Annotated in this window: 17 protein-coding genes; 10 read left to right on the top strand and 7 right to left on the bottom strand. The window is 47.1% G+C overall.

The genetic code is table 11. The features are described 5' to 3' along the window. Positions 1 to 8: 8 nt before the first annotated feature. From F3H97_RS09365 to F3H97_RS09355, 3 genes are all read left to right on the top strand, one after another. Positions 9 to 1517, top strand: coding sequence for a DUF4127 family protein (locus F3H97_RS09365; RefSeq protein ID WP_196431203.1), 1509 nt, complete (start codon positions 9 to 11; stop codon positions 1515 to 1517). Further along, positions 1514 to 2206 (top strand): N-acetylmannosamine-6-phosphate 2-epimerase, encoded by a 693-nt coding sequence (locus F3H97_RS09360; protein WP_196431202.1) that lies wholly within the window; start codon positions 1514 to 1516, stop codon positions 2204 to 2206. The genes F3H97_RS09365 and F3H97_RS09360 overlap by 4 nt, the downstream gene beginning before the upstream one ends. A 65-nt stretch (positions 2207 to 2271) precedes the next feature. Then, complete coding sequence (locus F3H97_RS09355) at positions 2272 to 3234, top strand: aldose epimerase family protein (protein ID WP_196431201.1); 963 nt, start codon at positions 2272 to 2274, stop codon at positions 3232 to 3234. 59 nt (positions 3235 to 3293) lie between these two features. On the opposite strand, the gene F3H97_RS09350 is transcribed toward F3H97_RS09355, so the two are convergent. The 7 genes from F3H97_RS09350 to F3H97_RS09320 form a co-directional block, all read right to left on the bottom strand. Further along, a complete protein-coding gene (locus tag F3H97_RS09350; protein WP_304999662.1) occupies positions 3294 to 4751 on the bottom strand; it encodes a 6-phospho-beta-glucosidase in 1458 nt (485 codons plus the stop codon). A 43-nt stretch (positions 4752 to 4794) separates the two neighbouring features. Continuing rightward, a complete protein-coding gene (locus F3H97_RS09345) occupies positions 4795 to 6696 on the bottom strand; it encodes a beta-glucoside-specific PTS transporter subunit IIABC (RefSeq protein WP_196431199.1) in 1902 nt (633 codons plus the stop codon). 327 nt (positions 6697 to 7023) lie between these two features. Further along, positions 7024 to 9069 (bottom strand): hypothetical protein, encoded by a 2046-nt coding sequence (locus F3H97_RS09340; protein WP_196431198.1) that lies wholly within the window; start codon positions 9067 to 9069, stop codon positions 7024 to 7026. 13 nt (positions 9070 to 9082) lie between these two features. Next, entirely contained in the window at positions 9083 to 10330 is a 1248-nt protein-coding gene (locus F3H97_RS09335) for a glycosyltransferase family 2 protein (RefSeq protein WP_196431197.1), read from the bottom strand. Positions 10331 to 10332: 2 nt separating this feature from the next. After that, positions 10333 to 12024 (bottom strand): DUF2334 domain-containing protein, encoded by a 1692-nt coding sequence (locus F3H97_RS09330; protein ID WP_196431196.1) that lies wholly within the window; start codon positions 12022 to 12024, stop codon positions 10333 to 10335. Beyond that, on the bottom strand, positions 12014 to 12871 hold the full coding sequence (locus F3H97_RS09325) for a GGDEF domain-containing protein (RefSeq protein WP_196431195.1): 858 nt from the start codon (positions 12869 to 12871) through the stop codon (positions 12014 to 12016). Before F3H97_RS09325 ends, F3H97_RS09330 begins: the two co-directional genes overlap by 11 nt. After that, positions 12852 to 13919: a hypothetical protein gene (locus tag F3H97_RS09320; protein WP_196431194.1), complete on the bottom strand. Its 1068-nt coding sequence runs from the start codon at positions 13917 to 13919 to the stop codon at positions 12852 to 12854. Before F3H97_RS09320 ends, F3H97_RS09325 begins: the two co-directional genes overlap by 20 nt. Positions 13920 to 14360: 441 nt before the next feature. Here F3H97_RS09320 and tnpB point away from each other — a divergent pair, with 441 nt between their 5' ends. From tnpB to F3H97_RS09285, 7 genes are all read left to right on the top strand, one after another. Then, entirely contained in the window at positions 14361 to 15449 is a 1089-nt protein-coding gene (gene tnpB / locus F3H97_RS09315; protein WP_196431193.1) for an IS200/IS605 family element RNA-guided endonuclease TnpB, read from the top strand. A gap of 392 nt (positions 15450 to 15841) precedes the next feature. Further along, entirely contained in the window at positions 15842 to 16600 is a 759-nt protein-coding gene (locus F3H97_RS09310; protein ID WP_196431192.1) for a YveK family protein, read from the top strand. Then, entirely contained in the window at positions 16566 to 17264 is a 699-nt protein-coding gene (locus tag F3H97_RS09305) for a CpsD/CapB family tyrosine-protein kinase (protein WP_196431191.1), read from the top strand. Before F3H97_RS09310 ends, F3H97_RS09305 begins: the two co-directional genes overlap by 35 nt. A gap of 10 nt (positions 17265 to 17274) precedes the next feature. Next, positions 17275 to 18489 carry a glycosyltransferase gene (locus tag F3H97_RS09300; RefSeq protein ID WP_196431190.1) on the top strand — a complete coding sequence of 405 codons (1215 nt, stop codon included), beginning with the start codon at positions 17275 to 17277 and terminating at the stop codon, positions 18487 to 18489. Beyond that, on the top strand, positions 18486 to 19412 hold the full coding sequence (locus tag F3H97_RS09295) for a glycosyltransferase family 2 protein (RefSeq protein WP_196431189.1): 927 nt from the start codon (positions 18486 to 18488) through the stop codon (positions 19410 to 19412). The genes F3H97_RS09300 and F3H97_RS09295 overlap by 4 nt, the downstream gene beginning before the upstream one ends. A 15-nt stretch (positions 19413 to 19427) precedes the next feature. Continuing rightward, positions 19428 to 20474, top strand: coding sequence for an EpsG family protein (locus F3H97_RS09290; protein ID WP_196431188.1), 1047 nt, complete (start codon positions 19428 to 19430; stop codon positions 20472 to 20474). An 18-nt stretch (positions 20475 to 20492) separates the two neighbouring features. Then, positions 20493 to 22055 (top strand): oligosaccharide flippase family protein, encoded by a 1563-nt coding sequence (locus F3H97_RS09285; RefSeq protein WP_196431187.1) that lies wholly within the window; start codon positions 20493 to 20495, stop codon positions 22053 to 22055. The last annotated feature ends 3 nt before the right edge of the window (positions 22056 to 22058 follow it).

Here is a 22058-nt window from a genome sequence, read left to right as displayed (position 1 = left end):
GTGTGACGATGAAGATCGTATATGTACCGATTGATGAACGACCATGTAATGTCGATGTGGTGCAACGTATTGTCGGGGTGACCGATGAAGTGACGCTGCTCACGCCACCGGATCATTTATATGGATACAAAAAAGAAGCAGCCGACCAATTTGGTATGCGGGAATGGGTGCAAGGTATCAGCGACTGCGACGCTTTCGTCCTCAGCGCGGACATGCTTTGCTATGGCGGCCTGTTGCCGTCACGCCTTCATCACATGACAGACGCGGACCGGGATACCTTCATCGAGTGGATACGGACACTTCAGAGTGAAACGAAGGCACCGCTCTATGTCGCGACGATGATCATGCGTACGCCGAAGTATAGTTCGGATGACGAAGAACCTGACTATTATGGACAATTTGGTGCGGAGATTTATCGACGCGCCTGGTTACAGGACCGGGACGAACGGGACGGGTTGACCATGGAGGGACAGGACGAACTCGCGAACTTGAACGAGTTGATCCCGACTGAGCATGTGGTGGATTACGAGACGAGACGTGCCTTCAACCAATCCATCAACGAGGCGATGATTCAACTCGTTGAGGACGGGGTCATCGAGCGGTTGTTCATCCCGCAAGACGACAGTGCCGAATACGGTTATACATCGATTGACCAGACGGACGTATTAAGACAAATTCAAGAGCAGCGTGTCTTCACGAAGGTCCATATGTATCCGGGAGCGGACGAAGTGGGAGCGACGATGGTCGCTCGGGCCTTTTTGGACCGTCGAGGAATAGCGCCGCGTGTGTATCCGATTTGGAGTAGTGTCCTCGGTCCGACGTTAATCCCGATGTATGAGGACCGACCGTTCATCGAAAGCATGTATGCTCACCTTGATGCGATCGGTTTGAAGGTTGCGGAGCGGATGGAAGATGCGGATCTAATGCTCGCCTACAATGTTCCCGGACGTGTGATGCAGGAATCGTGGGATCAAGACGAGCGTGATGTGACGTACACGAGTTTTCGTCACATGCGCCAGTTCGTCACCCAAATCGAATCTGCGCTTACGCAAGGGAAACGAGTCATAATCGCCGACAGTGCCTATGCCAACGGTGGGGATCAAGAGTTGATCATGTGGCTTGATGATTTGAATCTTCTTGAGCAGTTGGATTCTTACAAAGGCTGGAACACAAACGGGAACACGCTCGGAACGACGCTTGCGCAAGGAGTGTTTGCCCAAATCGGGAAACGAGAGCGAATTCGCGAGAACGTTCTCTATCACGTCCTTGACGATTTCGTCTATCAAGCGAAAGTTCGGATGAAGATGACCGATACCGTGTTACCGGGGTACGGAGCCAACTATTTCGATTTAAGCGGACATGCAGCAGTGATTTCACAAGAGCGCGATCAGATAATGACGGAAGTGGCGCGACATGTAATCCGTCATTCTTTCAAAGAAACATGGACATTCAACACATCGGCACCTTGGAATCGTATGTTCGAATGCCGATTAGAGTTTGGAGGAGCAACCCAATGATTGAACAATTAAGAAACCAGCTGATTGTGTCTTGTCAGGCACTCCCGGATGAACCGCTCCACGGTTCGACCATCATGGCCCGCATGGCCATCGCTGCAAAAGAGGGTGGGGCGAGTGGAATTCGTGCGAACGGAATCGAAGATATTCAGGCGATTCAAGCTGTCGTCGATTTACCGATCATCGGAATTATCAAACGGGAATACGATAGTTCGGATGTCTACATTACACCGACGATGGAAGAAGTCGATGCGCTCGTATCAACAGGTGTGGATTTGATTGCACTCGATGCGACACAACGTCAACGCCCGGACGGTTCGACAATCTCCACATTCTTTCCATTATTAAAAGAGAAGTATCCGAATCAATATTTTATGGCAGATTGCGCCACATTAGAAGATGCAGTTCGTGCCGAACAGTTAGGCTTCGATGTCGTCGCACCGACGCTCTACGGGTATACCACGGAGACAGCTGGCAAAAAAGTGTATGAAAATGATTTTCAATTTTTAAGGGAAATGGTGCAGATTGTTATGATTCCTGTTATTGCGGAAGGGAATGTGATCACACCGGAACACGCGCGGCGTGTCCTTGAACTCGGAGCATATGCAGTCGTTGTCGGTGGCGCCATCACAAGACCGCAACAGATTGCGAAGCGGTTTGTGGAAGGTATTCATAGCCTGTCGCCAAGATGACGTAGGTGTAAGTCGTTCGAGATGAGGGAATCGATAGGCAATGACTTGATAGGATGGGTGATGGCATGAAACAAGCGACGATTCAAAACGCCAATGGCATGATACTATCCGCCATCGATTATGGTTGTGCGATGACGGAACTGACGGCCCCGGACCGGGAAGGAAACCTAGACTCGGTCATCTTGAAATACGGGGACGTCTCACAATACTTAGAAAATCCGGTCTATCTCGGGTCAATCGTAGGGCGGATTGCCGGACGGATTCGTGACGCAGAGATTGAGGGTGTCGCCTTGACCCCAAGCGAGGCGCCCCATCATATTCACGGAGGCGAGAAAGGCATCACGTCCCGTTATTGGGAGATGGATGCGGACGAACAGTGTATCCAGTTCACATATCTCAGCCCGGACGGAGAAGAAGGGTATCCCGGCAACGTCTTCTTCAAAGTGTTGTACGAACTGACGGATCACAATGAACTGATTGTCACGATGACGGCGGAAACAGACCAACTGACGTGGGTCAACCTGAACCATCACAACTATTTCAATCTTGGCGGACGCCCGACCATCCACGACCATGAGCTGACGCTACCAGCCGATTCGGTCGGGGTGCTCGACGCGGATTCGCTGCCGACAGGAGAGTTGCGTGATGTGAGCGGGACACCGTTTGACTTCCGAGACGGAAAAGCGGTCCGAGAGGCGCTCGTGTCAGGAGACGAGGCGATTGAACGGGCGAGCGGTCTTGACCATCCTTTTATCTTAAAGGATGAACCGATTCGATTGCACGACCCGGTGAGCGGACGGACGATGACGGTCGAAACGAATCAACCGGTCATGGTCGTCTACACAGGGAATTTCTTGAGTGAAGAGACACCGGTGACGCTCGACGGTCGACAGAAACATAGCGCAATTTGTCTCGAAGCCCAGGCGTTCCCAGATGCCCCAAACCATCCAGACATCGCAACCTCAATCGAACTGAAACCGGGTGAGTTGTATCACTCGCGGACGGTGTATCGGTTTGGGGTGGAATGAATTCATCACTACCATTCAAAAAGGAGGCAACCGATTTAAGTCGGTTGCCTCCTTTTCAATCAAGATTTAGTAGTTTGAACAGGAGTACTGACGTCCGCTCCGTTCGTCGCAATCACTTGCTTATACCAATCGAAGCTCTTTTTCTTGGAACGTGTGAGCGTCCCGTTGCCTTCATTGTCTTTATCGACATAGATGAAGCCGTAGCGTTTCTTCATCTCACCGGTCGACGCACTCACCAAGTCAATCGGACCCCAGCTTGTGTAGCCGATGATGTCGACACCGTCCTTGATGGCCTCGTGCATCTGTTCGATATGTTTCGCCATATAGTCGATGCGATAATCGTCTTCGACATATCCGGTCGCATCCGGTGTATCGACGGCACCGAGTCCGTTCTCGACGACGAATAGCGGCTTTTGATAGCGGTCATACAGTTGGTTCGCCGTGATCCGGAAACCGGTCGGGTCAATCGTCCAGCCCCATTCCGATTTCTCGAGGAACGGATTCTCAAGTGAACTGAAAATGTTTCCTTCGGTCGACTGGTTTATCTCTGGATCCGTACTCGTCGTCCGACTTGCATAATAGCTGAAGCCGATGTAGTCGACCGTATGCTCTTTCAACAGTTCGAGGTCACCTTCTTCTATCTGAAGCGTAATACCTTGCTCCTCGAGATATCGTTTGGCATATCCCGGGTACTCTCCACGTGATTGGACGTCGATGAAGAAGAACGATTCACGGTCTTTGTCCATTGCATCTAACACATCATTCGGGTTACACGAATAGGCATACGTTTGACCAGCAGCAAGCATACAACCCACCTGTAGATCAGGATTGATTTCGTGGGCTGCTTTGACGGCTTTCGCACTCGCGACGAGTTGATGATGGGCCGCCTGATATTTCACTTGTTGCTTGTCTTCTCCGTCCTCGAACACGATGCCCGCTCCAATGAATGGGAGGTGGAGTAGCATATTGATTTCGTTGAACGTCATCCAATACTTCACTTTACCGTTGTAGCGGGTGAAGAGGGTCTTCGCATATGTCTCGAAGAAGTCGACGACTCGTCGATTGCGCCAGCTTCCATATTTTTTGATCAAGCTGACAGGTACATCGAAGTGAGCGATTGTCACGACCGGTTCAATCCCATGTTTTAATAGTTCATCGAAGACATCATCATAAAACTGCAAACCTTCCTCGTTCGGCTCCACGTCATCTCCGTTCGGGAAGATTCTTGACCATGCGATCGAGAGGCGAAGCGCCTTGAATCCCATCTCAGCGAATAAAGCGATGTCTTCTTTGTAGCGATGGTAAAAATCAATCGCTTCATGCGAAGGATAAAACTCTCCGGGCATAGGTTCTAATGATGGCAATTCTCCAAACATGACATCGAAGCGTTTTTTACCCGTCGGCAACAAGTCGACGGTGGTTAAACCTTTTCCCCCTTCTGCATAAGCGCCTTCTGCTTGGTTGGCGGCAATGGCGCCACCCCATAAAAATCCTTTTGGAAAACTCATCGTATCCATCCTTTCTATATTAGGGGGAGGAAAAATCCTCCCACTTGATTCATTAGATGATGAAAATCGGATCGCCCGTCTGGACATGTGAGGCGTAGTTTGGTGAGAGTGCTTTTCGGTTCGTGACAATCACAGGTGTCGTCAACGCACGACCTGATTGCTTGATCGCGTCGATATCGAATTCGATCAGCAGTTGTCCTTTTTCGACAAATTCACCTTGTGTGACGTGCGCTTTGAAATGCTTCCCTTCTAGTTGAACGGTATCCATACCGATATGGATCAGGATTTCAGCCCCTGATTCCGTTGTGATCCCGATGGCATGATGTGTCGGGAAAAGGGCAGACACGGTACCGGAAACCGGGGCGATCAGTTTCCCTTGCGTCGGTTCGATGGCAACACCTTGACCGAGTGAACCAGATGAGAAGGCGACATCCGAGATATCTTTCAAACGGACGACAGTTCCTTGAAGCGGGCTAACGACTTGTTCCTGACCGACAGTTGTCGCAGATACTTCTTTGGCGACCGGTGTAACTTCTGATTGTGGTGTCGCGGTTGCTGCTTGATTGACACCGCCAAAGAGGTAAGTCAAGACAAACCCGACGATGAAAGCAACGGCCGTTCCGATGAGTGAACCATAAAAACCAGTTGTGATGCCTTCAGGCGAGATGGTGGACGGATAGCCGAAGACACCGAGCCCCCCGATGATATAAGTTTGTGTACCCATGACACCCATGATTCCACCACCGACAGCACCACCGATACAGCTCATGATGAACGGTTTTTTGAGGGGGAGCGTCACCCCATAAATAGCGGGCTCGGTCACACCGAAGATACCTGAAATGAAGGACGGAATCGTGAGCGTTTTAATCTTTTGATTTTTAATTTTGAAGAAGACTGCGAGCACGGCACCGATTTGTGCGAACGATGCTGCAAACACAAGTGCGAGAATCGGGTCAGCCCCGAGTGACGTCAAGTTGTTGATGGCGACCGGGACAAGCCCCCAATGAAGACCGAAGATGACGAACACTTGCCAAAATCCACCGAGGAATAGGCCGGCGACGAGCGGGCTCAAGTTATATACAGCGACCGTGGCGCTACCAAGAAGCATCCCTGCCCAAGTTGCGATTGGTCCAATCAAGATGAATGTGAGTGGTACGACAATCAACAAAGTGAGTAGTGGAACGATGAACATTTTGATGACGTCTGGAATGACAGTCTTCAAGAACTTCTCAAGTTTTGCTGCAAAGAATGCCGCGATAATAATTGGAATGACGGAAGTCGAGTACGTCATCAAGATGACAGGAACACCGAGGAACGTGATATGAATCGGTGACTCGAACATGGTTCCGGCAAAGACTGTATAGAGAGGGTCTCCAGCCGTCAGCGTCGATAAGGTCGGATAGACGAGTGACGCCCCGATGGCCATCCCGATAAACGGACTTCCTCCGAATTTCTTAATGGCCGTATAGCCGAGGAAAATCGGGAAGAAGTAGAACAGCGAATCCCCGATGGCATTCAACAATTGATACGTACCTGACGTATTGTCGAGCCAACCGAGTGCGACGAACAGGGCGTTGAATCCTTTGATCATCCCGGTCGCTGCTAAGACGCCGAGCACAGGAGTGAAGATGCTAGAGATGATATCGATAAAACGGCTGAACAACGATCCCTTTGGAGCGTTCTCTTCTTCAATTGGAGACTGTTGTTGGAATCCGCCGACCTCGACGACGGCTTTATACACTTCTGGTACATGATTCCCGATGACTACTTGGTATTGACCACCGCTCTTCATGACCGTGACGACCCCATCCATGTTTTTGATGGTTTCGGTATCTGCTTTTTGTTCATCCTTTAATTTGAAACGCAAACGGGTGATACAGTGGACGACGCTATTGACGTTCTCTTTCCCGCCAATATGTTGAATAATATCGCGTGCGAGCTGTTCATATTTCATGTCCGTTCCCTTCCTTTTCCCATAATTTTGGTTTGCGTCAAATAAAAAACCTGACCCATGTCAAACGAAGAACGTGAAATCACGTCATTCATCCGACTCGAGTCAGGTTATGCCCACTAAAGGTAACATTCCTGCGCAGGATACCGTTCAGTTGTTATTTGATAATTGAAATGTAGCATGCAGCAATTCGAAATGTCAACGCTTACATTTTTTTATTTTAAGAAAAATATATAAACAATTATATAGTTGGATTCAACTCAGATTATTCAATTGTTATAAAATATAAACTACAAAAAGGACTGACATATATCAGTCCTTTTTGTAGTTTTAAAATGTTTTTCTATTTCGACGCATATACAATAAAACTACAATAATCAATCCAATTAATACAATGAATCCAACGAAGTACCACTTGGAATCAACGGGAAGCGAGGATTGGGCATTTACGGATGTATTTCCTTCCGAACTTTCGCTTGTGATGCTGGAACTATTCGTAAAGATAGAACCGTTTTTGTTTTTCACAGCGACATTAAACGTTTCACTTGGAAAGGCGAGTGTTTGAATGAGTGAAGTGTCAATATCATCTTGGGTAGAAACAATAATCATTGCCATCTCTTCGTTCCAAGGAGATGGTTGTATCCAGGCATATTCCGAAGAAGTTTCTGGGACGAACCCGTACTGAGACAAATCAATTTGATTGTCTGTTGTAATAATCCAATCTTTCTTTTGTTCGTTGAAGAGAGGACTTTGCTCTGGATTTCCAATAAAGAATACAGAACGGTTCGTTACCATTTCTTCAGTTACTTCGCTAGAACGAACAAACTCGACTTGTTCTGTTAAGGGAGTGACGGGTAATCCATTCATCACACTGGCCATATTTTGAAGTGATTGATTGCTCATATCATCAGGAATCACGAATAAAACACCTGAATCCGTTGAAAAAAGACTAGCCATGTTTAAGAATACTTCATTATTCGCTTGCCCATTGTTCGTTGGTAACGTTACTTGGCTCTCACTAGAAATAAAAATCCAGCGATCTAAGTCACTCGCATTGCATGGAGCTTCTGAGCGGAGTCCATTTGCTTCAAAAGATACATCTAAAAATGAAGCTTTTTGGAGCGTGGAAGCATCGACTTGAATAGTATGTTGCTGCCATTCACTATCTTCTTCCGTATTTGTCAAAGGAATAGAGTGGGGTACCCCGTTTATCCAAGCAATCAATTCAGGAGGAAGTCCCCCTTCTTGTTCAGGCACTAGATTCTCAGATGCTTTAAAACGTAAATCCAGTTTTACTTGAGATTGTTTATCGATTACAGGCAACGGATAAAAGTAGTTCGGACTAACCGCTTGGCCACCGCTCAACATCAAGTCTGATGCACCGAGGGCACGTAAATCAATAATGTTGTCATTTTTTTGCATTACTGGTGCACTCGTTAGAGTCAATCGTTCGCCATTCAATTGTTGTCGCTGTGGGACGAGTAGCAAATGGTCTAGTGTCCCTTCAAACGCATCTGCGTTCTCAGCGAGAACGAACATGGCTTCGGTAGATATTCCGTTATTCACGAGACGGACTTGTTCCAGCAAGATTTCATCGCCTGTTGGTAGTTCGTTCAATTCTTGAATGAAGTTTTTTACAGGACCCGTGAAGGAATCAGTCTGCCCTACGAAAACATACCGGCCATCCAATGATTTTAATTGTTGTTCATATTGAAGCGACACATTATCTGAATCGGCCGCATCTCCTTTTAACTGTCTGTATAGAAGAAGTCCTGCCTCTATTGATGCTGCGCTCGGTGAACTTGGAAGCACAACGGTCAATTTTTGACTTGTTGTTTGTGTGAACGGATTCGGGTAGTCCTTTAATGAAAGTTCTGCTTTGTTTCCTGCAGAGACAAAACTCGAAGGGCGGACAGTTAACCAGCTTCCGGATGTATTTCCTGTGTCACACATCCTCCCTTCGATAATTCCCGTGAACCTTACAGTGACCTCATGTGTACCCTTCGTTAAATGTTTGTTTTGGAGCGGCACTTTCACATTTCCCTGAGATGATTTTTTTGTCAAAGCTACTGATTTGATGGGCTCACCATCAATATCGATTGTAAGCGCTGAAGGCGGTATCAATAACTCAGAATGTAACCAGTCAAGCGAGAGATACTTTGACGAACCAGCTTGTTCATCGCCGACCATCGTATAAGTATAAGTACGGGCGGACGTTTCTCCAGGTAGGATGTCATCTCCCGTCGTTAATATACGCTCTCCTTCGCCATTTTCAGAATCAATGGATAAGGACGAACGAAGTTCAGTGGCAGCTTGAACCGAAGTTGTAGATAAAATCAAGAATGAACTTAGTAAGTATGGCAAGTAAGGTTTCATAATATCCTCCTATTCAGTCGAATCGGTCTGTTTTGTACCATTTGACTTCTTGATTAAATAAGACGCGTTTTGTTTCGAGATAAAGCGAGTAGATGACAAGCACGATCCATAATTGGCTGTACGTGAAGTACATCAAAATAACGGTAAAAAAGTTCTGCACATTAAATTCGGAGCGTTCGATACTGAGTGTGACGAACACTTCGGTCACAAATAGTAAAAATGCGAGAATCCATAGAATTAATGTGATATTTCCAACTTCTAGACCGATATCAACAAACAAATTAATCACAAATAAACTATTCGACAGAATCACGCCAAAGAAGAATAAAAAATAAGTGAAAAAAAAGTAAATGATATCGAACACGATTTTCTTTCGTTTCAGTGAAAATAGTTGACGCATGAATTTGAGAACAACGTATTGATTTCCGCGTGCCCAACGCGTCCGTTGTTTCCACCAAACTTTTAACGTTTGAGGTTCTTGTTCCCATGTGATTGCGGCAGGGAAGAATCGGATATGCCAACCAAGTTCATAGACCCGAATCGTGAGTTCGGTATCTTCTGCTAGCGCTGCTTCATCCCAGCCTCCAAGCTCTTCAATAATGGAACGACGGATGGCAAAGTTGGTTCCAGGAATTGTGGCAATGTTAAACCACTTCCATCTACCTGCTTGTGCCATCCATTGAAAACAGATGGTCTCGATATTGATCAAACGCGTAAGCAATGTTTCATATGCATTTGTGACACGAAATTTCCCTACGACCGCTCCTGCTTTTGGATCATTCAAAAGACCCATGACAAGATAATAGACACTGTCTTTTTCAGGTGTGTTATCCGCATCGTATACAACCAGTACATCTCCAGTTGATTGGGTCAGACCATAGTTCAAAGCAGACGATTTTCCTTTTCCCGCATATGCAGGTGTCGTTTGTACGACATGGATAAATGAAAACTTCTCTTCAAACTGTTTAGCAATTTCTCCGGTCTGATCTGAAGAGTTGTCATTAATTAAAATAACTTCAAGTTTGTCATGGGGGTAGGCAATTCGAGACATTGCTCGAAGTGTTGCTGCTACGACAACTGCTTCATTGTGAGCTGGAATTAGAACAGATACTTTTGGTAAGTCTTTCATATGTTTTGTCCATTCTGGGATTGGATCACGAAACGTCATGAAGTGCCAGAACCCGCCTTGCATCAAAAACATGTGGTATAGAAGCATCGTCCAAATCATGACGAGCGAGAACAGAAAGAGTAGATTTGCCATGATTAACCACGCTCCTTAAATAGTCGTTTTTTACGTTGCGTGCGAAGATAGAGAGTATAGGCTAAAAACATCAAAACGGCAGTAAACGTGATGATAGCTAGAGCCCATAGTGATTTTTCAAGAAACGAGTTTGGCATGTTTAACTTTAACTGACTCCATACAGGAGAACGATTGTCTTGAAGTGACATCGTTCCATTTGAGGTTTGAATTGACACATCCTCTGTACGAACCCACTCATTTTGATCACGTAAATCTAACCACTGGAAGTTAGGTGTAGATTCCATCATATCTACAAGATCTGCCAAATGTTCCATGCCGATATACGGGTGATAGAATCCTCCAATCATTGATTCTCGAACGATCAGTAATTCATCGCGAGCTCGACGCATTTCTTCAACTGGTCTTGGTAAGTCGGTTCTTACATACCCGATGGTTTCAGGGTACAAAGTCATCCCGTGTAATAAAGAAGGTTTTGATACGTAAGGGGTTATCCCCATAACTTCCCATTCGGTATTGCTCCATTGAATTTGACCAAATACGTTTGAAAAATAATTTGCAGTTAGCTGATATCCTGAATGTGACATCGTATAATGAGGTGCTTCAAAACCTAGCGGATGAAGCCCTAAAGAAACCAGCTCGTGAATAGATTTCGTTAATTTTGATTGAATGTAGGATGCTTCTCCTTCTAAAACATCACTTAAATAGGTGTTATAGTCCTTCGTATTACTGAAAGCCTCTTTTGGTTTTAAAATAATTGACTGCTCATCCGAAGGTGTGAGAACGGGTTGATTGTTCTCGACATCCCAGAATTCAAAACCTTCACCAGTTTCAGAGGAGCGATACTGGTGAGTGTATCCATGGGAGATGACCGAAGCTCCACGTTTTTCAAGGTTCTTTATAACATTCAGTAATTTGGGACGATTATTGAAGTGAATGTTTTGTCCACTATCTGGATCTACATACACTGGAATGACTGCTAATAGGACGGGGATGTTACGATCAAGTAAGTAGTTACCAGTTTCTTCAAGTAATTTTGGGTCCGTACTTGGGTTAACATCTTCTAGACGTATATACCCGAGGTGTTCTTGTTTTGCTTCTACTTTAAAAAAGTCGTACAAACTATCGGCGAAGAGTAAAGAAGAGCGATTTAATAAGTTATAAATACCGGAATAAAAATGCTCGTTGAGTTGGATGATTGTCGGGTACTCTTTATCTTTTTGTGTAATACGTGCATGTACATTCTTCGTTTGATGATTTACAGAGAAAACCGTATCCGCTAACGCGAATGTCAAACTTGTATTAGTCCGTTCTTGATAGAACTTTGAAACACCCTGTATTCGAGTTACGTCAATTTTTTCAAATGCTCTTAGTTGATTTGCATTAAACCCAATTCCATAAAGTGCAGCGTTCGACTCATTGATTTGTTTACGAGTAGCCGATGGAATCGTTGCAGAATTTAAACCAAAGTAGAAAAGGTGACTCGTCTTTTTAAAAGAAGTCTCTGTCACTTCTGTATCTCGAAGAATGTGAATGTTATCAGAAAAGCGAGAAATCAGTGCATCAAGTTTATAAATTTCTGGAGGCACATCGTTTGAGGTGGAACTATAAACAATCGTGACGTTTGGACTGTTTGCGTGCGCAACATGCGGAAAAGCAATTAACGCAAACAGGAGGATTAGCACTTTATAGCGCATAACTCTTCAACTCATTTCTCATTAAACCAAGAACATCATCCGGGGATTGAATCCCCGCTTCTTTTGTAACAGTGTAGTGAGCAATATGATTTGTGAAAGAAACCGTTTTACCGTTCTTGATGTCATAATCTCCAATCATTTGTTTAAATCGATTTAATATAACTTGCATGTTTTCTTCAGAAGCATAGGGCAAAATCAGTGCAAACTCTTCAGTAGAAATTCTAAATTTTTTATCTGTTGTTCGAGTTGATTGGTGTAAACGTTCACTAAAAAACTCTAAGAAACGAGTGGACTCATCGGCTCCATATAGTTTTCTGAATTCAGTAAAATGATCGATTTGGTATAGGAGGACGGTAAACGATTCGCCGTGACGGTTCGTTCGATCAATTTCTAACTGAAGTTCAAGTTCGAATCGGTCTTCATTATCCAGTCCTGTCTCATCATCGATTGCGACAAGACGTCTTATTTTTTCTTGTAATACAAGATTGTTTTGACTCAATTGATTGATTCGTTCATAAATACTGCCACTTAAAATGACAAGACCAATTAACCAAAGACCAAAATGAAAGAGTGTTGCTTCTGAAAAAAGGAAAGATTGGTCTTCAGGTCTAAAAAACATGTTCCAAAAATATAGACTTCCAAACAAGAATAGGACGAACAATGCAGAGAATAAACCGGCACGGATACCTGCAAACAAACTTATAAAGACGGCCAATGCGAGTAGCAGAATGCCTTCAGTCTGTACATTTCCTAAATCAGGAGTGTAGGTAAATAATATAGCGACAGCAATCAATAAAATACCGAATTGTAAACTGATGAGACTTGTTTTACGGAATGAGGTATCCATCTAAAAGTCCTCCTTCTGCTAGTAAAGGTAATAAATTATCAAACGAATGGGTTTCTTTATTCGTTACGTCAATGTATCCACCATAGTATTCAGATGACGAATCGGAAATCATGAACGTCTTTAAATGTTCCATGATTGTTTCAGCAAACTCCCTCTCGTCACGTTCTAGTAAATAAAAAATAGCTAATGCGTACACGGCCTGCGATTCATAATTGACAGCAGGTTCTTTAGAGTCAAGATCGTATCGCCCGTAAACAAGACCTTGATTGAACTGTTCTTTAATAAAGGTATAAAAAACGTCAGTATTCAGATTGAATTGTTCATATCGAATGGCAACATAGAATTGATCAATCATGTTGACCTCATCATCGAAATGATACGTTTGATCAGCCATTGAATACGATTTTGCGAAAAAAGGTCCTTGCAAAGGTGCCTCTTCAAGGAGCTTTTTGCTATTAAGATACAAATTGTTTGAAGAAGGCATATAGCGTAAAGCTGCTTCATCCAAATAACTAAGTGTCAAAACATCCCCTGTTTCATTCGTTGTTAAATCCACATAATCAACGGGCAGACCGTCTTTTACTCCTTTAGTCTTAAGGGCTGTCGAAATCTTTTCAGCTAACTTTGCGTAAGTAGGTTCGTTAAACACTTCTGCTGCTTTCGATAATGCGTGAATGATTCGTGCGTCATCAATCCATGCGTTGACCGGACTTGCTGTGATGTCATCACCTGTTTGTTCAAGGCGCCAACTGACTAAATTGGATTCATCTAAAAAATAGTGTTTAAAAATATCGATTTGATTGGCAAATTCGTCCTCTCGCTTTTGGTCTACTAAAAAGAGTAGATAAAGACCGATAGATTCAGATAAAAATTCATGTTGTCGATCCGAAACATTTGTCCGAATGAGCCCTTCTTTGGTCAATAAATTTTTTCGAACGAATGATTCGGTTGCGAATTTACTGTCATATGACTTCAGAGGTGGAGTTTCCTTGGAACATCCGCTTAATGTTAAGAATAATGCTGCTGAAAGCAAAACAAGTTGTCGCATAAGTAGCCCCTTTAAAATTAGCATATATACTATAAATGTAAATTACCCATTTTATTAATAAATATCTACATCTATATGGAAGAAATAATTTAATATATTCATTTTTATGTATTCCAATATTATTTTCGTAAAAATATTTATATTATATGATTATACTTGATATCGGCACGTCATTTATAAGTTTTGAGTAAGATAAGGAAAATAAGTACTCATTGGAAATGCATCTTTTTAACTAAATCAGGCGAGAATTCTCCCTCCTCTAAGCGTCTCGGGGCGAAGCCCGGCGTAGGTGGGTGATGAATCGCCCGGCCCAAAACTCTTCTCTCCCTGTGACAGATATGACGAACAAAAGTTCGTGATTCCGTCAGATTCTTCCTCTCCCTCCATGGGTATCGGATGAGGAGGACACATCACGATCTTCGGAAGGGAGGAGGGACGGACATGCTGAAAGGCTATAAATACAGGCTCCACCCGACGCCGGCACAGGCCGAGTTCCTCATCAAGACGATCGGCTGCACACGGTTCATCTACAACAAGCTGCTCGAGGACCGCATCGCCATCCGCGAGGAGGCGAAAGCGGGGACCGGGACGAGACGGAAACCGGCGACACCCGCGTCCTACAAGCCCCTGTTCCCGTTCCTCGCCGAGGCGGACAGCCTCGCACTCGCGAACGCGAAGCTGAACCTCGACACCGCGTTCGCGAAGTTCTTCGCCGGGACGGGCGGCTTCCCGGCCTTCAAATCGAGACGGCGGTCGCGCGCCTCCTACACGACGAACAACCAGCATGGCACGATCCGCATCGAGGCGGGCAAGGTCCGGCTGCCGAAGGTCGGGTTCGTGCGGTTCACACAACATCGTCCGTTCGAGGGCGTCATCCGGTCGGCGACGGTGTCGATGACCAAGACAGGCAAGTTCTTCGTCTCCATCCTCGTCGAACAGGACGATGCACCATGGATTCCAGCCGAGAACAAGGTCGGGATCGATCTCGGCCTAAAACACTTCGCCGTCATGACGAACGACGCGATGGTCTCGGAGAAGATCGACAACCCCCGACTCCTCCGGAAGTCCGAAGCGAAGGTCAACAAGGCGCAACGGGCGCTGTCGCGAAAGAAGATCGGGAGTAAGAATCGTGAAAAAGCCAAGTTACTTTTGGCCAAGAAACACGAAAAGATTGCCAACCAACGCAAGGACTTCCTTCATAAGCTGTCGAGACGGATCGTTGACGAGAACCAAGTCATCGTCGTGGAGACATTGAAGTCGAAGGATATGATGCAAAACCATAAGCTCGCCAAGTCCATCGGGGACGTCAGCTGGCATGAGTTCGTTCGTCAACTCGAATACAAATCAAACTTCTACGGACGGACACTCATCAAGGCAGACCCCTGGTACGCATCCACTCAAATCTGCTCCACTTGCGGAGTAAAGGGCGAGAAGAAAGCGATGGATGTCCGTGAATGGACGTGTGCCTGTGGCGCGCATCATGACCGTGACATCAACGCGAGCCTCAACCTATTGATGTTGGCCGACTGACAACCATTCAGGGCAGGGACTGCCCGACGAGCTTGGTAAACAACCGTGGCTAGTAAAAGTACGGTCTTCCCAAGAAGCTCCCACTTCAATTTGTGAAACAAATAAGTGGCGAGTAGTTCACTATATTATTACATACAAGGAAGAGGATTCTATCATATGAGAAAGTTGAATGAACATGTATTAGAAAAGTGAGGAGTTCGTCCCTCGCTTTTTTTGTTTTGTATGAATGACTGAAATGAAAAAGAAGAAAGCGGAACGGCATCATGACATGATGTTGCGAAAAAATGATAAATCCTTCTTTTCAATTATCAAGATGAAGGGGGTAAGAAGGTACTACAGTTAACCTGCGCCTGATTTCGGTCATTTAATCTGTCTGTAGGGAGGAAACCAACATGAAGGAACAAACGACGATCGTGGGCGATCTCGTGGAAGTTCTCAAGAAAAGTAAGAAATGGATGTTCGTGAGTATGGTTCTCGTCGGACTCTTAGCTTACTATTTGAGCACTTCATTCATCCAGCCGAAATATGAGGCGTCCACACAAGTGCTACTCGTTACACAACAAGAAGACAACCGCGTAGACAGTTCGGAAGTGTTATCCTCGCTCTCACTCGTCAATACGTATCGCGTCATCATGAAGAGCCCGGCTGTTCTTGAGAAAGTCAAAGAACAGGTGCCGAACGCACCAGACCCGCTCTCGGATGCACTCACCGTAGAAAGTGAAGAGGAATCGCAAGTCATCAATGTGTTCGTCACCGCGAACGACCCGGTCGTGGCAGCGGAAACGGCCAATGTGATCAGTGAAGTGTTCGTTTCTGAAATCCCGGATCTGATGAACATCGACAACGTTCGAATTTTATCTCCAGCCGAAATTCCGGAAGCGCCTGTCTCGCCAAACGTACTGCTCAACACGGCAATCGGTCTATTCGCCGGATTCTTGTTAGGGGGATTCATCGGTCTATTACGCCACGTCTTTGATAAACGCATCCGGAATGAGCAAGAAGCGGAACGGTTGCTGGATTTGCCAGTCATCGGATCGATTCCGACAATCGAGCGCCGGGATTTGAAAACGAAAAATGTGAAAGAAGCGACACCCCAAGTGAAAGGAGACGTTTCGCATGTTCGGTCGAAAAAAGAACGCCAATCGTCTTGATTATAAAAAACGGGATCTCGTCACGTTGGCGAATCCGAAGTCACCGATTTCTGAACAATATCGGACAATTCGGACCAATCTGGAGTTCACGTCCGTCGGCCATAAGTTACAGATGATCACGATCACTTCCGCTTCGTCCGGGGAAGGGAAGTCGACCACGGCGGCAAACCTAGGGGTCGTCTATGCGCAACTCGGAAAAAATGTCGTCATCATCGATTGTGATATGCGCAAACCGACGGCACACCAAACGTTTCAGTTGTCAGCACATGCGGGACTGTCTACCGTATTGGCCGGTCGCGTCACGCTCGAACACGCGCTCCAAAAAACGGATATTCCGCGTCTGACCTTGCTGGCGGCCGGTCCGATTCCACCGAATCCGACCGAACTAATCGCCTCGTCACGCATGACGGACCTCCTGAGTGATTTGCGTGAACAGTTTGATATCGTGATCGTCGACACACCTCCGATGATGCACGTCGCCGATGCTCGACTGTTGGCCAACGTATCCGACGGGACGATTCTCGTGATCGGTTGCGAGAACTCGGATCGTCAGCTCGTCCTGAAGGCGAAAGAACAACTTGAACGGACCGGGTCACAACTTCTCGGCCTCGTCCTCAACAAACGTTCTTCTCGTGATAACAACACCTACTACGCATACGAGTGAGGTGTCGGACATGAATATTCTACACATCAATGCCATCAACGAAGTGAAAAGCACCGGTCGGATGTGTAAAGAGCTCACATCCGTTCATGCCTCTTACGGACACAACGTCCGAATCGCCCATGCGACCGGACCAGTGACCGAGACGAGTGTGGTGGTCGGACAGGCGTGGGAAACGAAGCGACATGCGCTCCACGCCCGCGTGACGGGGCGCCAAGGGTACACATCCAAACGGTCGACGGCTGATTTGATTGCCTTCATGGACAGCTTTCGGCCGGACGTGGTTCATCTTCATAATCTTCACGCCAATTACCTTCATCTCCAGACGTTGTTTGAGTATTTGGCGAAGCACGACATTGCCACAGTCATGACGCTTCACGACTGCTGGCTATTCACCGGGAAATGTACCCACTACACGACGGTCGGGTGTGCGCGCTGGAAGGATGGATGTGGACAGTGCCCACTCTTGAAAGAAGACATCCCGAGCTGGTTTTTAGACCGGACCGGCGAGATGTTGGCGGACAAGCGCCAATGGTACGACGCCATTCCACGCTTGGCAGTAGTGGGAGTGTCGGATTGGATCACGATGGAAGCCCACTTCTCGATTCTGCAACATGCCTCCATCATTCGTCGCATCTACAACTGGGTCGATTTGGAGACGTTCACACCGAAAGAGGTAGCCCCACTTCGGGCACGCCTCGGGTTGACGGGACAGCACATTCTTCTCGGTGTGGCGAGCCATTGGACGGAGGCGAAAGGATTGTCTGCCTTCATGGAGTTGGCCACGGCCAGACCGTCCGACCAAATCGTCTTAGTCGGACAGATGTCTGAACAACATGACCTGCCGGCGAATGTGCTTCACATTCAGGAGACACATGACCCGAGCGAATTGGCTTCTTACTATGCCGCGGCAGACGTCTTGTTGAACCTGTCAGAGGAAGAATCATTTGGAAACGTGACGGCAGAGGCACTGGCCTGTGGCACGCCAGTTCTCGTCCTCAATTCCACGGCCAGTCCGGAACTTGTGACAGAACGGACCGGTGTCGTCGTCGCCACGCGATCGGTCGAAGATGTGATGGACGGACTTGATCGTCTCCGTCACGCCTCAATCTCACGAATCGCTTGTGCGAACGAAGCGCGTCAACGGTTCGACTTATTCGACCGGGCGGAGGACTACCTGCACGTGTATGAGGAGCTGCAAACCGAGAAAGTGAGGAACGCTTTATGACACCACTCGTATCCATCATCATCCCCGTCTATAACGGGAGCGATTATTTACGGACATGTATCGACAGCGCCTTGGCCCAGACGCATCCTTCGATTGAAGTGATCGTCGTCAACGACGGCTCGACTGATGACGGGAAAACGGCGGCGATTGCGACAAGTTACGGCAAGAGAATTCGCTACGTGGAAAAGGAGAATGGGGGCGTCTCGAGTGCGTTGAATCGTGGGATTGAAGAGATGAACGGAGACTATTTCTCCTGGCTCAGTCACGATGACGTGTACGCACCAACAAAAATCGAACGACAGCTCGCCGCATTGCACGAACAACATCTCCCGACGAACCAGACAATCGTCGTCACAGGGACGGCGTTCATTGACGAAAATGGGGAGGCAATCCGACGGGTGCAACGGAAAGTGAGCGGATTCTATTCGAGTCAGGACATGTTCCGTCACTTGCTGTTGTCCTCGACTTTGAACGGATGCGCGCTCTTGATTCCGCGACGAGCTTTCGAACATCGGCGTTTTTCGTTAGAGGACCGCTTCATTCAAGACTGGATCTGCTGGGTCGAGTTGGCGCTCGATGGGTTCGACTATTACGTGATGCGTGAGCCGCTCGTCTATTCACGGATTCACGGCGAGCAACAGACGAAAAAAATCGCACATCGAGCCACGATGGAATCGAATCGCTATCTGAAGCGGCTACTCCAGGACGTCGAGGTGCGTGATAACGAAGAGGAATTGACCGCCATCATTCTGAAGCACACGTTTAAAGAAAATGCGGCGGACGTACGGGAACAGTACTTAACGACACATGATGTGAATCGTTACTTTGGACCGCTGGAATATCGGTGGCTTCGCTGGAACGGTATCCTATTTTCAAACCTGCTGTCTCTATATCGAGGGATGACCAATCTGATTTATCGCTAGAAAGGAGGGGTTGAGATGACGATCTATTTAGTCAATATGGCGCTGTTGGTCGGTTGGGGACTGTTGTTGATCCGTCACGAGATTCCGAGTCGCCGTGCTTGGTTCGTATCTTTCGCCACGATTCAATGGATCGTCTTGTCAGGCTTCCGAGACGTCACCGTCGGGGCAGATACCGCGCAGTACAAGGCACTCTTCCTTCAGTCGCAAACGTTACCGCTCGGTGCGTTCACCGACCGCTTCTTTGAAATCGTCTTCACGGAGAGCGAGGACCCGGGTTTCTACCTGTTCCAACGTCTCATCCAGTATGTGATTACGGACTATCAAGTGTATCTCGTGCTCATCGCGATGATTTTCATGATTCCACTCGGCTATTTCATCTACAAATACTCGAGCGAACCGCTCATCAGTTTCCTGCTCTTTTCGGTCCTCTTCTATGAATTCTTCGCCGTCACCGGCTTACGTCAAACAGTGGCGACCGCGCTCGTCGTGCTCGTCGGATACCATTTCGTGCGGGCACGGAAGTTGGGCTGGTTCCTTCTGCTCGTTTGCATCGCCATGACGATTCATAAATCCTCGCTCATCTTCGTCCCGTTCTACTTTTTAGCGAACAAGCAACTGACCAAAGCGTATTTGATGACCATGTTCGGAGTCGTCATCGGATTGTTCGTCTTCCGGAATTCATTCTTCGATCTGCTCGTTCAAGTGTCTGGCTATGAGACCTACAGCGCCATGGAAGGGGCCGGCGCGGTCAACTTCAGTCTGATGTTGCTCTCTGTTCTCTTCGTGGCACTATGGCGAAAAGATCAAATTTTAGCGAACAATCCATCCGCCATTCATTTCTTCAACGCGTTGTTACTCGCCGCCTGTCTCTTGCCGTTGACGTTCTTAAACCCGTCCATGATGCGGCTCGTCCAATACTTCTCACTCTTCCTGTTGTTGATGATTCCGGAGATTGTCGGCACGTTCGAGCGGCGGGAACGACTCGTCGTCTATTACTCGGCAGTTATGTTGCTCGGTCTCTTGTTTATTCGCGAAGCGCCGGTGTATTCGTTCTTTTGGTAAAACGAGGAGGTGAAGCATATGTCGACACGCATGACGCTAGACGAGGCAGCCAGTAACCGCAAAATCAAGATTGGAGCGGTCATGTCCTACACACAGATCTTTTTCGGCATCTTATCCGGTCTCATCTATACACCGTGGATGATTCATGAAATCGGGCAGGCGAGTTATGGGTTGTATATGCTGACCATCTCTCTCATCAGTATGTTCGCGATGGACTTCGGGCTCGATGCGGCCGTCTCACGATTCATGAGCAAGTATATGGCGGAGGGGGACCACGAGCGGGCAGGACGATTTTTAGGCATCGCCTATAAACTGTTCATCGCCATCTCACTCGTCCTCTTCCTCATCCTCATCGTCGTCTACTTTTTCTTGGACTCGATTTACTCGAGTTTGACGGCGACCGAACTCGAACAGTTGAAAGTGCTCTATGTCATCGCAGGACTGTTCATCGTCGTCTCGTTCCCGACGAAACCATTCTCTGGCATTCTTGTATCCCATGAACAATTCCTCTTCTCGAGTGCCCTGCATCTCGCTGAGAAGGTCGGGACGGTCGCTTTGATGGTCACCGCGCTTCTTCTCGGCTATGGGTTGTACGCCCTTGTCATCGTCAATGCGTTGGTCGGCACGATTGTCCTACTCATCGAATACGTCTTCATTCGGCGCAAGACTCTCGTCCGTGCCAACTTTCAGAATCGAGAGAAAGGGATATATCGGGACATCTTTAGTTTCACGTCCTGGAGCACGATCACGCTCGTCGCTCAACGCTTCGTGTTGAATATCACCCCGAGTTTACTAGGGATTCTAGCAGGCAGTGCCTCGATCGCCCTCTTTTCCGTCGGGATGGTCATCGAAGGGTATGTCTGGACCATCGCGGCCTCGCTCGGTTACTTGTTCCTTCCGAAGGTCAGTCGGATGTTGTCCCGAAACGATCGTGAGGCCATCGGGTACCTCTTCGTCCGCATCGGTCGAATTCAACTGTATATCGTCGGACTCATTCTCGCTTCGTTCTTCATCCTCGGTCGAGAGTTCATGCACCTATGGGTCGGACCAGACTTCACCGACTCCTACGTCATCGCGCTTCTCTTGATTGCACCGAGTGTGATCACGTTGACGCAAGACATCGGCAACACGACACTCATTGCCGAGAACAAGGTGAAGTATCGGGCGTTCGCAGCCCTCATCGTGGCCGCCATCAGTATGACGCTCTCGCCACTGTTGATTCCACACTTTGGTCCGATCGGTGCAGCCATCGCCATTTGCATCGGCAACATCGTCGGTCTCGTCTTCTATATGAACGTGATTTATCATCGGGTCCTCGGTCTCGACATTCTTGGCTTTTTCCGCAAATGCCATCTGAAACTCTTGCCCGGTATTCTCCTGTACACGCTCATCGGCTGGGGAATTCAGTTCTTCTTCCCGTCCTCGAACTGGTTCGGCTTCGGCTTGAAGGGAATCGTGCTCATCAGCATATACACCATCATCATGTGGGGACTCGCATTTGATGAGACGGAGAAAGCCATGTTCCGCCAAGTGTTCGCTCAATTGAAACTACGCATCCTATCCATTCACCACACATCCTAGGAG

The sequence above is a fragment of the Exiguobacterium sp. SRB7LM genome (assembly GCF_015712685.1).
In the GTDB taxonomy this organism is placed as follows: domain Bacteria; phylum Bacillota; class Bacilli; order Exiguobacteriales; family Exiguobacteriaceae; genus Exiguobacterium; species Exiguobacterium profundum.
This window is presented reverse-complemented; position numbering and strand designations above follow the sequence as displayed.

Coding starts and splice junctions, on each gene's coding strand:
- F3H97_RS09360 (WP_196431202.1), top strand. CDS start 1,514: ATGATTGAACAATTAAGAAACCAGCTGATTGTGTCTTGTCAGGCACTC.
- F3H97_RS09350 (WP_304999662.1), bottom strand. CDS start 4,751: ATGGATACGATGAGTTTTCCAAAAGGATTTTTATGGGGTGGCGCCATT.
- tnpB (WP_196431193.1), top strand. CDS start 14,361: ATGCTGAAAGGCTATAAATACAGGCTCCACCCGACGCCGGCACAGGCC.
- F3H97_RS09345 (WP_196431199.1), bottom strand. CDS start 6,696: ATGAAATATGAACAGCTCGCACGCGATATTATTCAACATATTGGCGGG.
- F3H97_RS09295 (WP_196431189.1), top strand. CDS start 18,486: ATGACACCACTCGTATCCATCATCATCCCCGTCTATAACGGGAGCGAT.
- F3H97_RS09310 (WP_196431192.1), top strand. CDS start 15,842: ATGAAGGAACAAACGACGATCGTGGGCGATCTCGTGGAAGTTCTCAAG.
- F3H97_RS09305 (WP_196431191.1), top strand. CDS start 16,566: ATGTTCGGTCGAAAAAAGAACGCCAATCGTCTTGATTATAAAAAACGG.
- F3H97_RS09300 (WP_196431190.1), top strand. CDS start 17,275: ATGAATATTCTACACATCAATGCCATCAACGAAGTGAAAAGCACCGGT.
- F3H97_RS09340 (WP_196431198.1), bottom strand. CDS start 9,069: ATGAAACCTTACTTGCCATACTTACTAAGTTCATTCTTGATTTTATCT.
- F3H97_RS09365 (WP_196431203.1), top strand. CDS start 9: ATGAAGATCGTATATGTACCGATTGATGAACGACCATGTAATGTCGAT.
- F3H97_RS09330 (WP_196431196.1), bottom strand. CDS start 12,024: ATGCGCTATAAAGTGCTAATCCTCCTGTTTGCGTTAATTGCTTTTCCG.
- F3H97_RS09335 (WP_196431197.1), bottom strand. CDS start 10,330: ATGGCAAATCTACTCTTTCTGTTCTCGCTCGTCATGATTTGGACGATG.
- F3H97_RS09285 (WP_196431187.1), top strand. CDS start 20,493: ATGTCGACACGCATGACGCTAGACGAGGCAGCCAGTAACCGCAAAATC.
- F3H97_RS09320 (WP_196431194.1), bottom strand. CDS start 13,919: ATGCGACAACTTGTTTTGCTTTCAGCAGCATTATTCTTAACATTAAGC.
- F3H97_RS09355 (WP_196431201.1), top strand. CDS start 2,272: ATGAAACAAGCGACGATTCAAAACGCCAATGGCATGATACTATCCGCC.
- F3H97_RS09290 (WP_196431188.1), top strand. CDS start 19,428: ATGACGATCTATTTAGTCAATATGGCGCTGTTGGTCGGTTGGGGACTG.
- F3H97_RS09325 (WP_196431195.1), bottom strand. CDS start 12,871: ATGGATACCTCATTCCGTAAAACAAGTCTCATCAGTTTACAATTCGGT.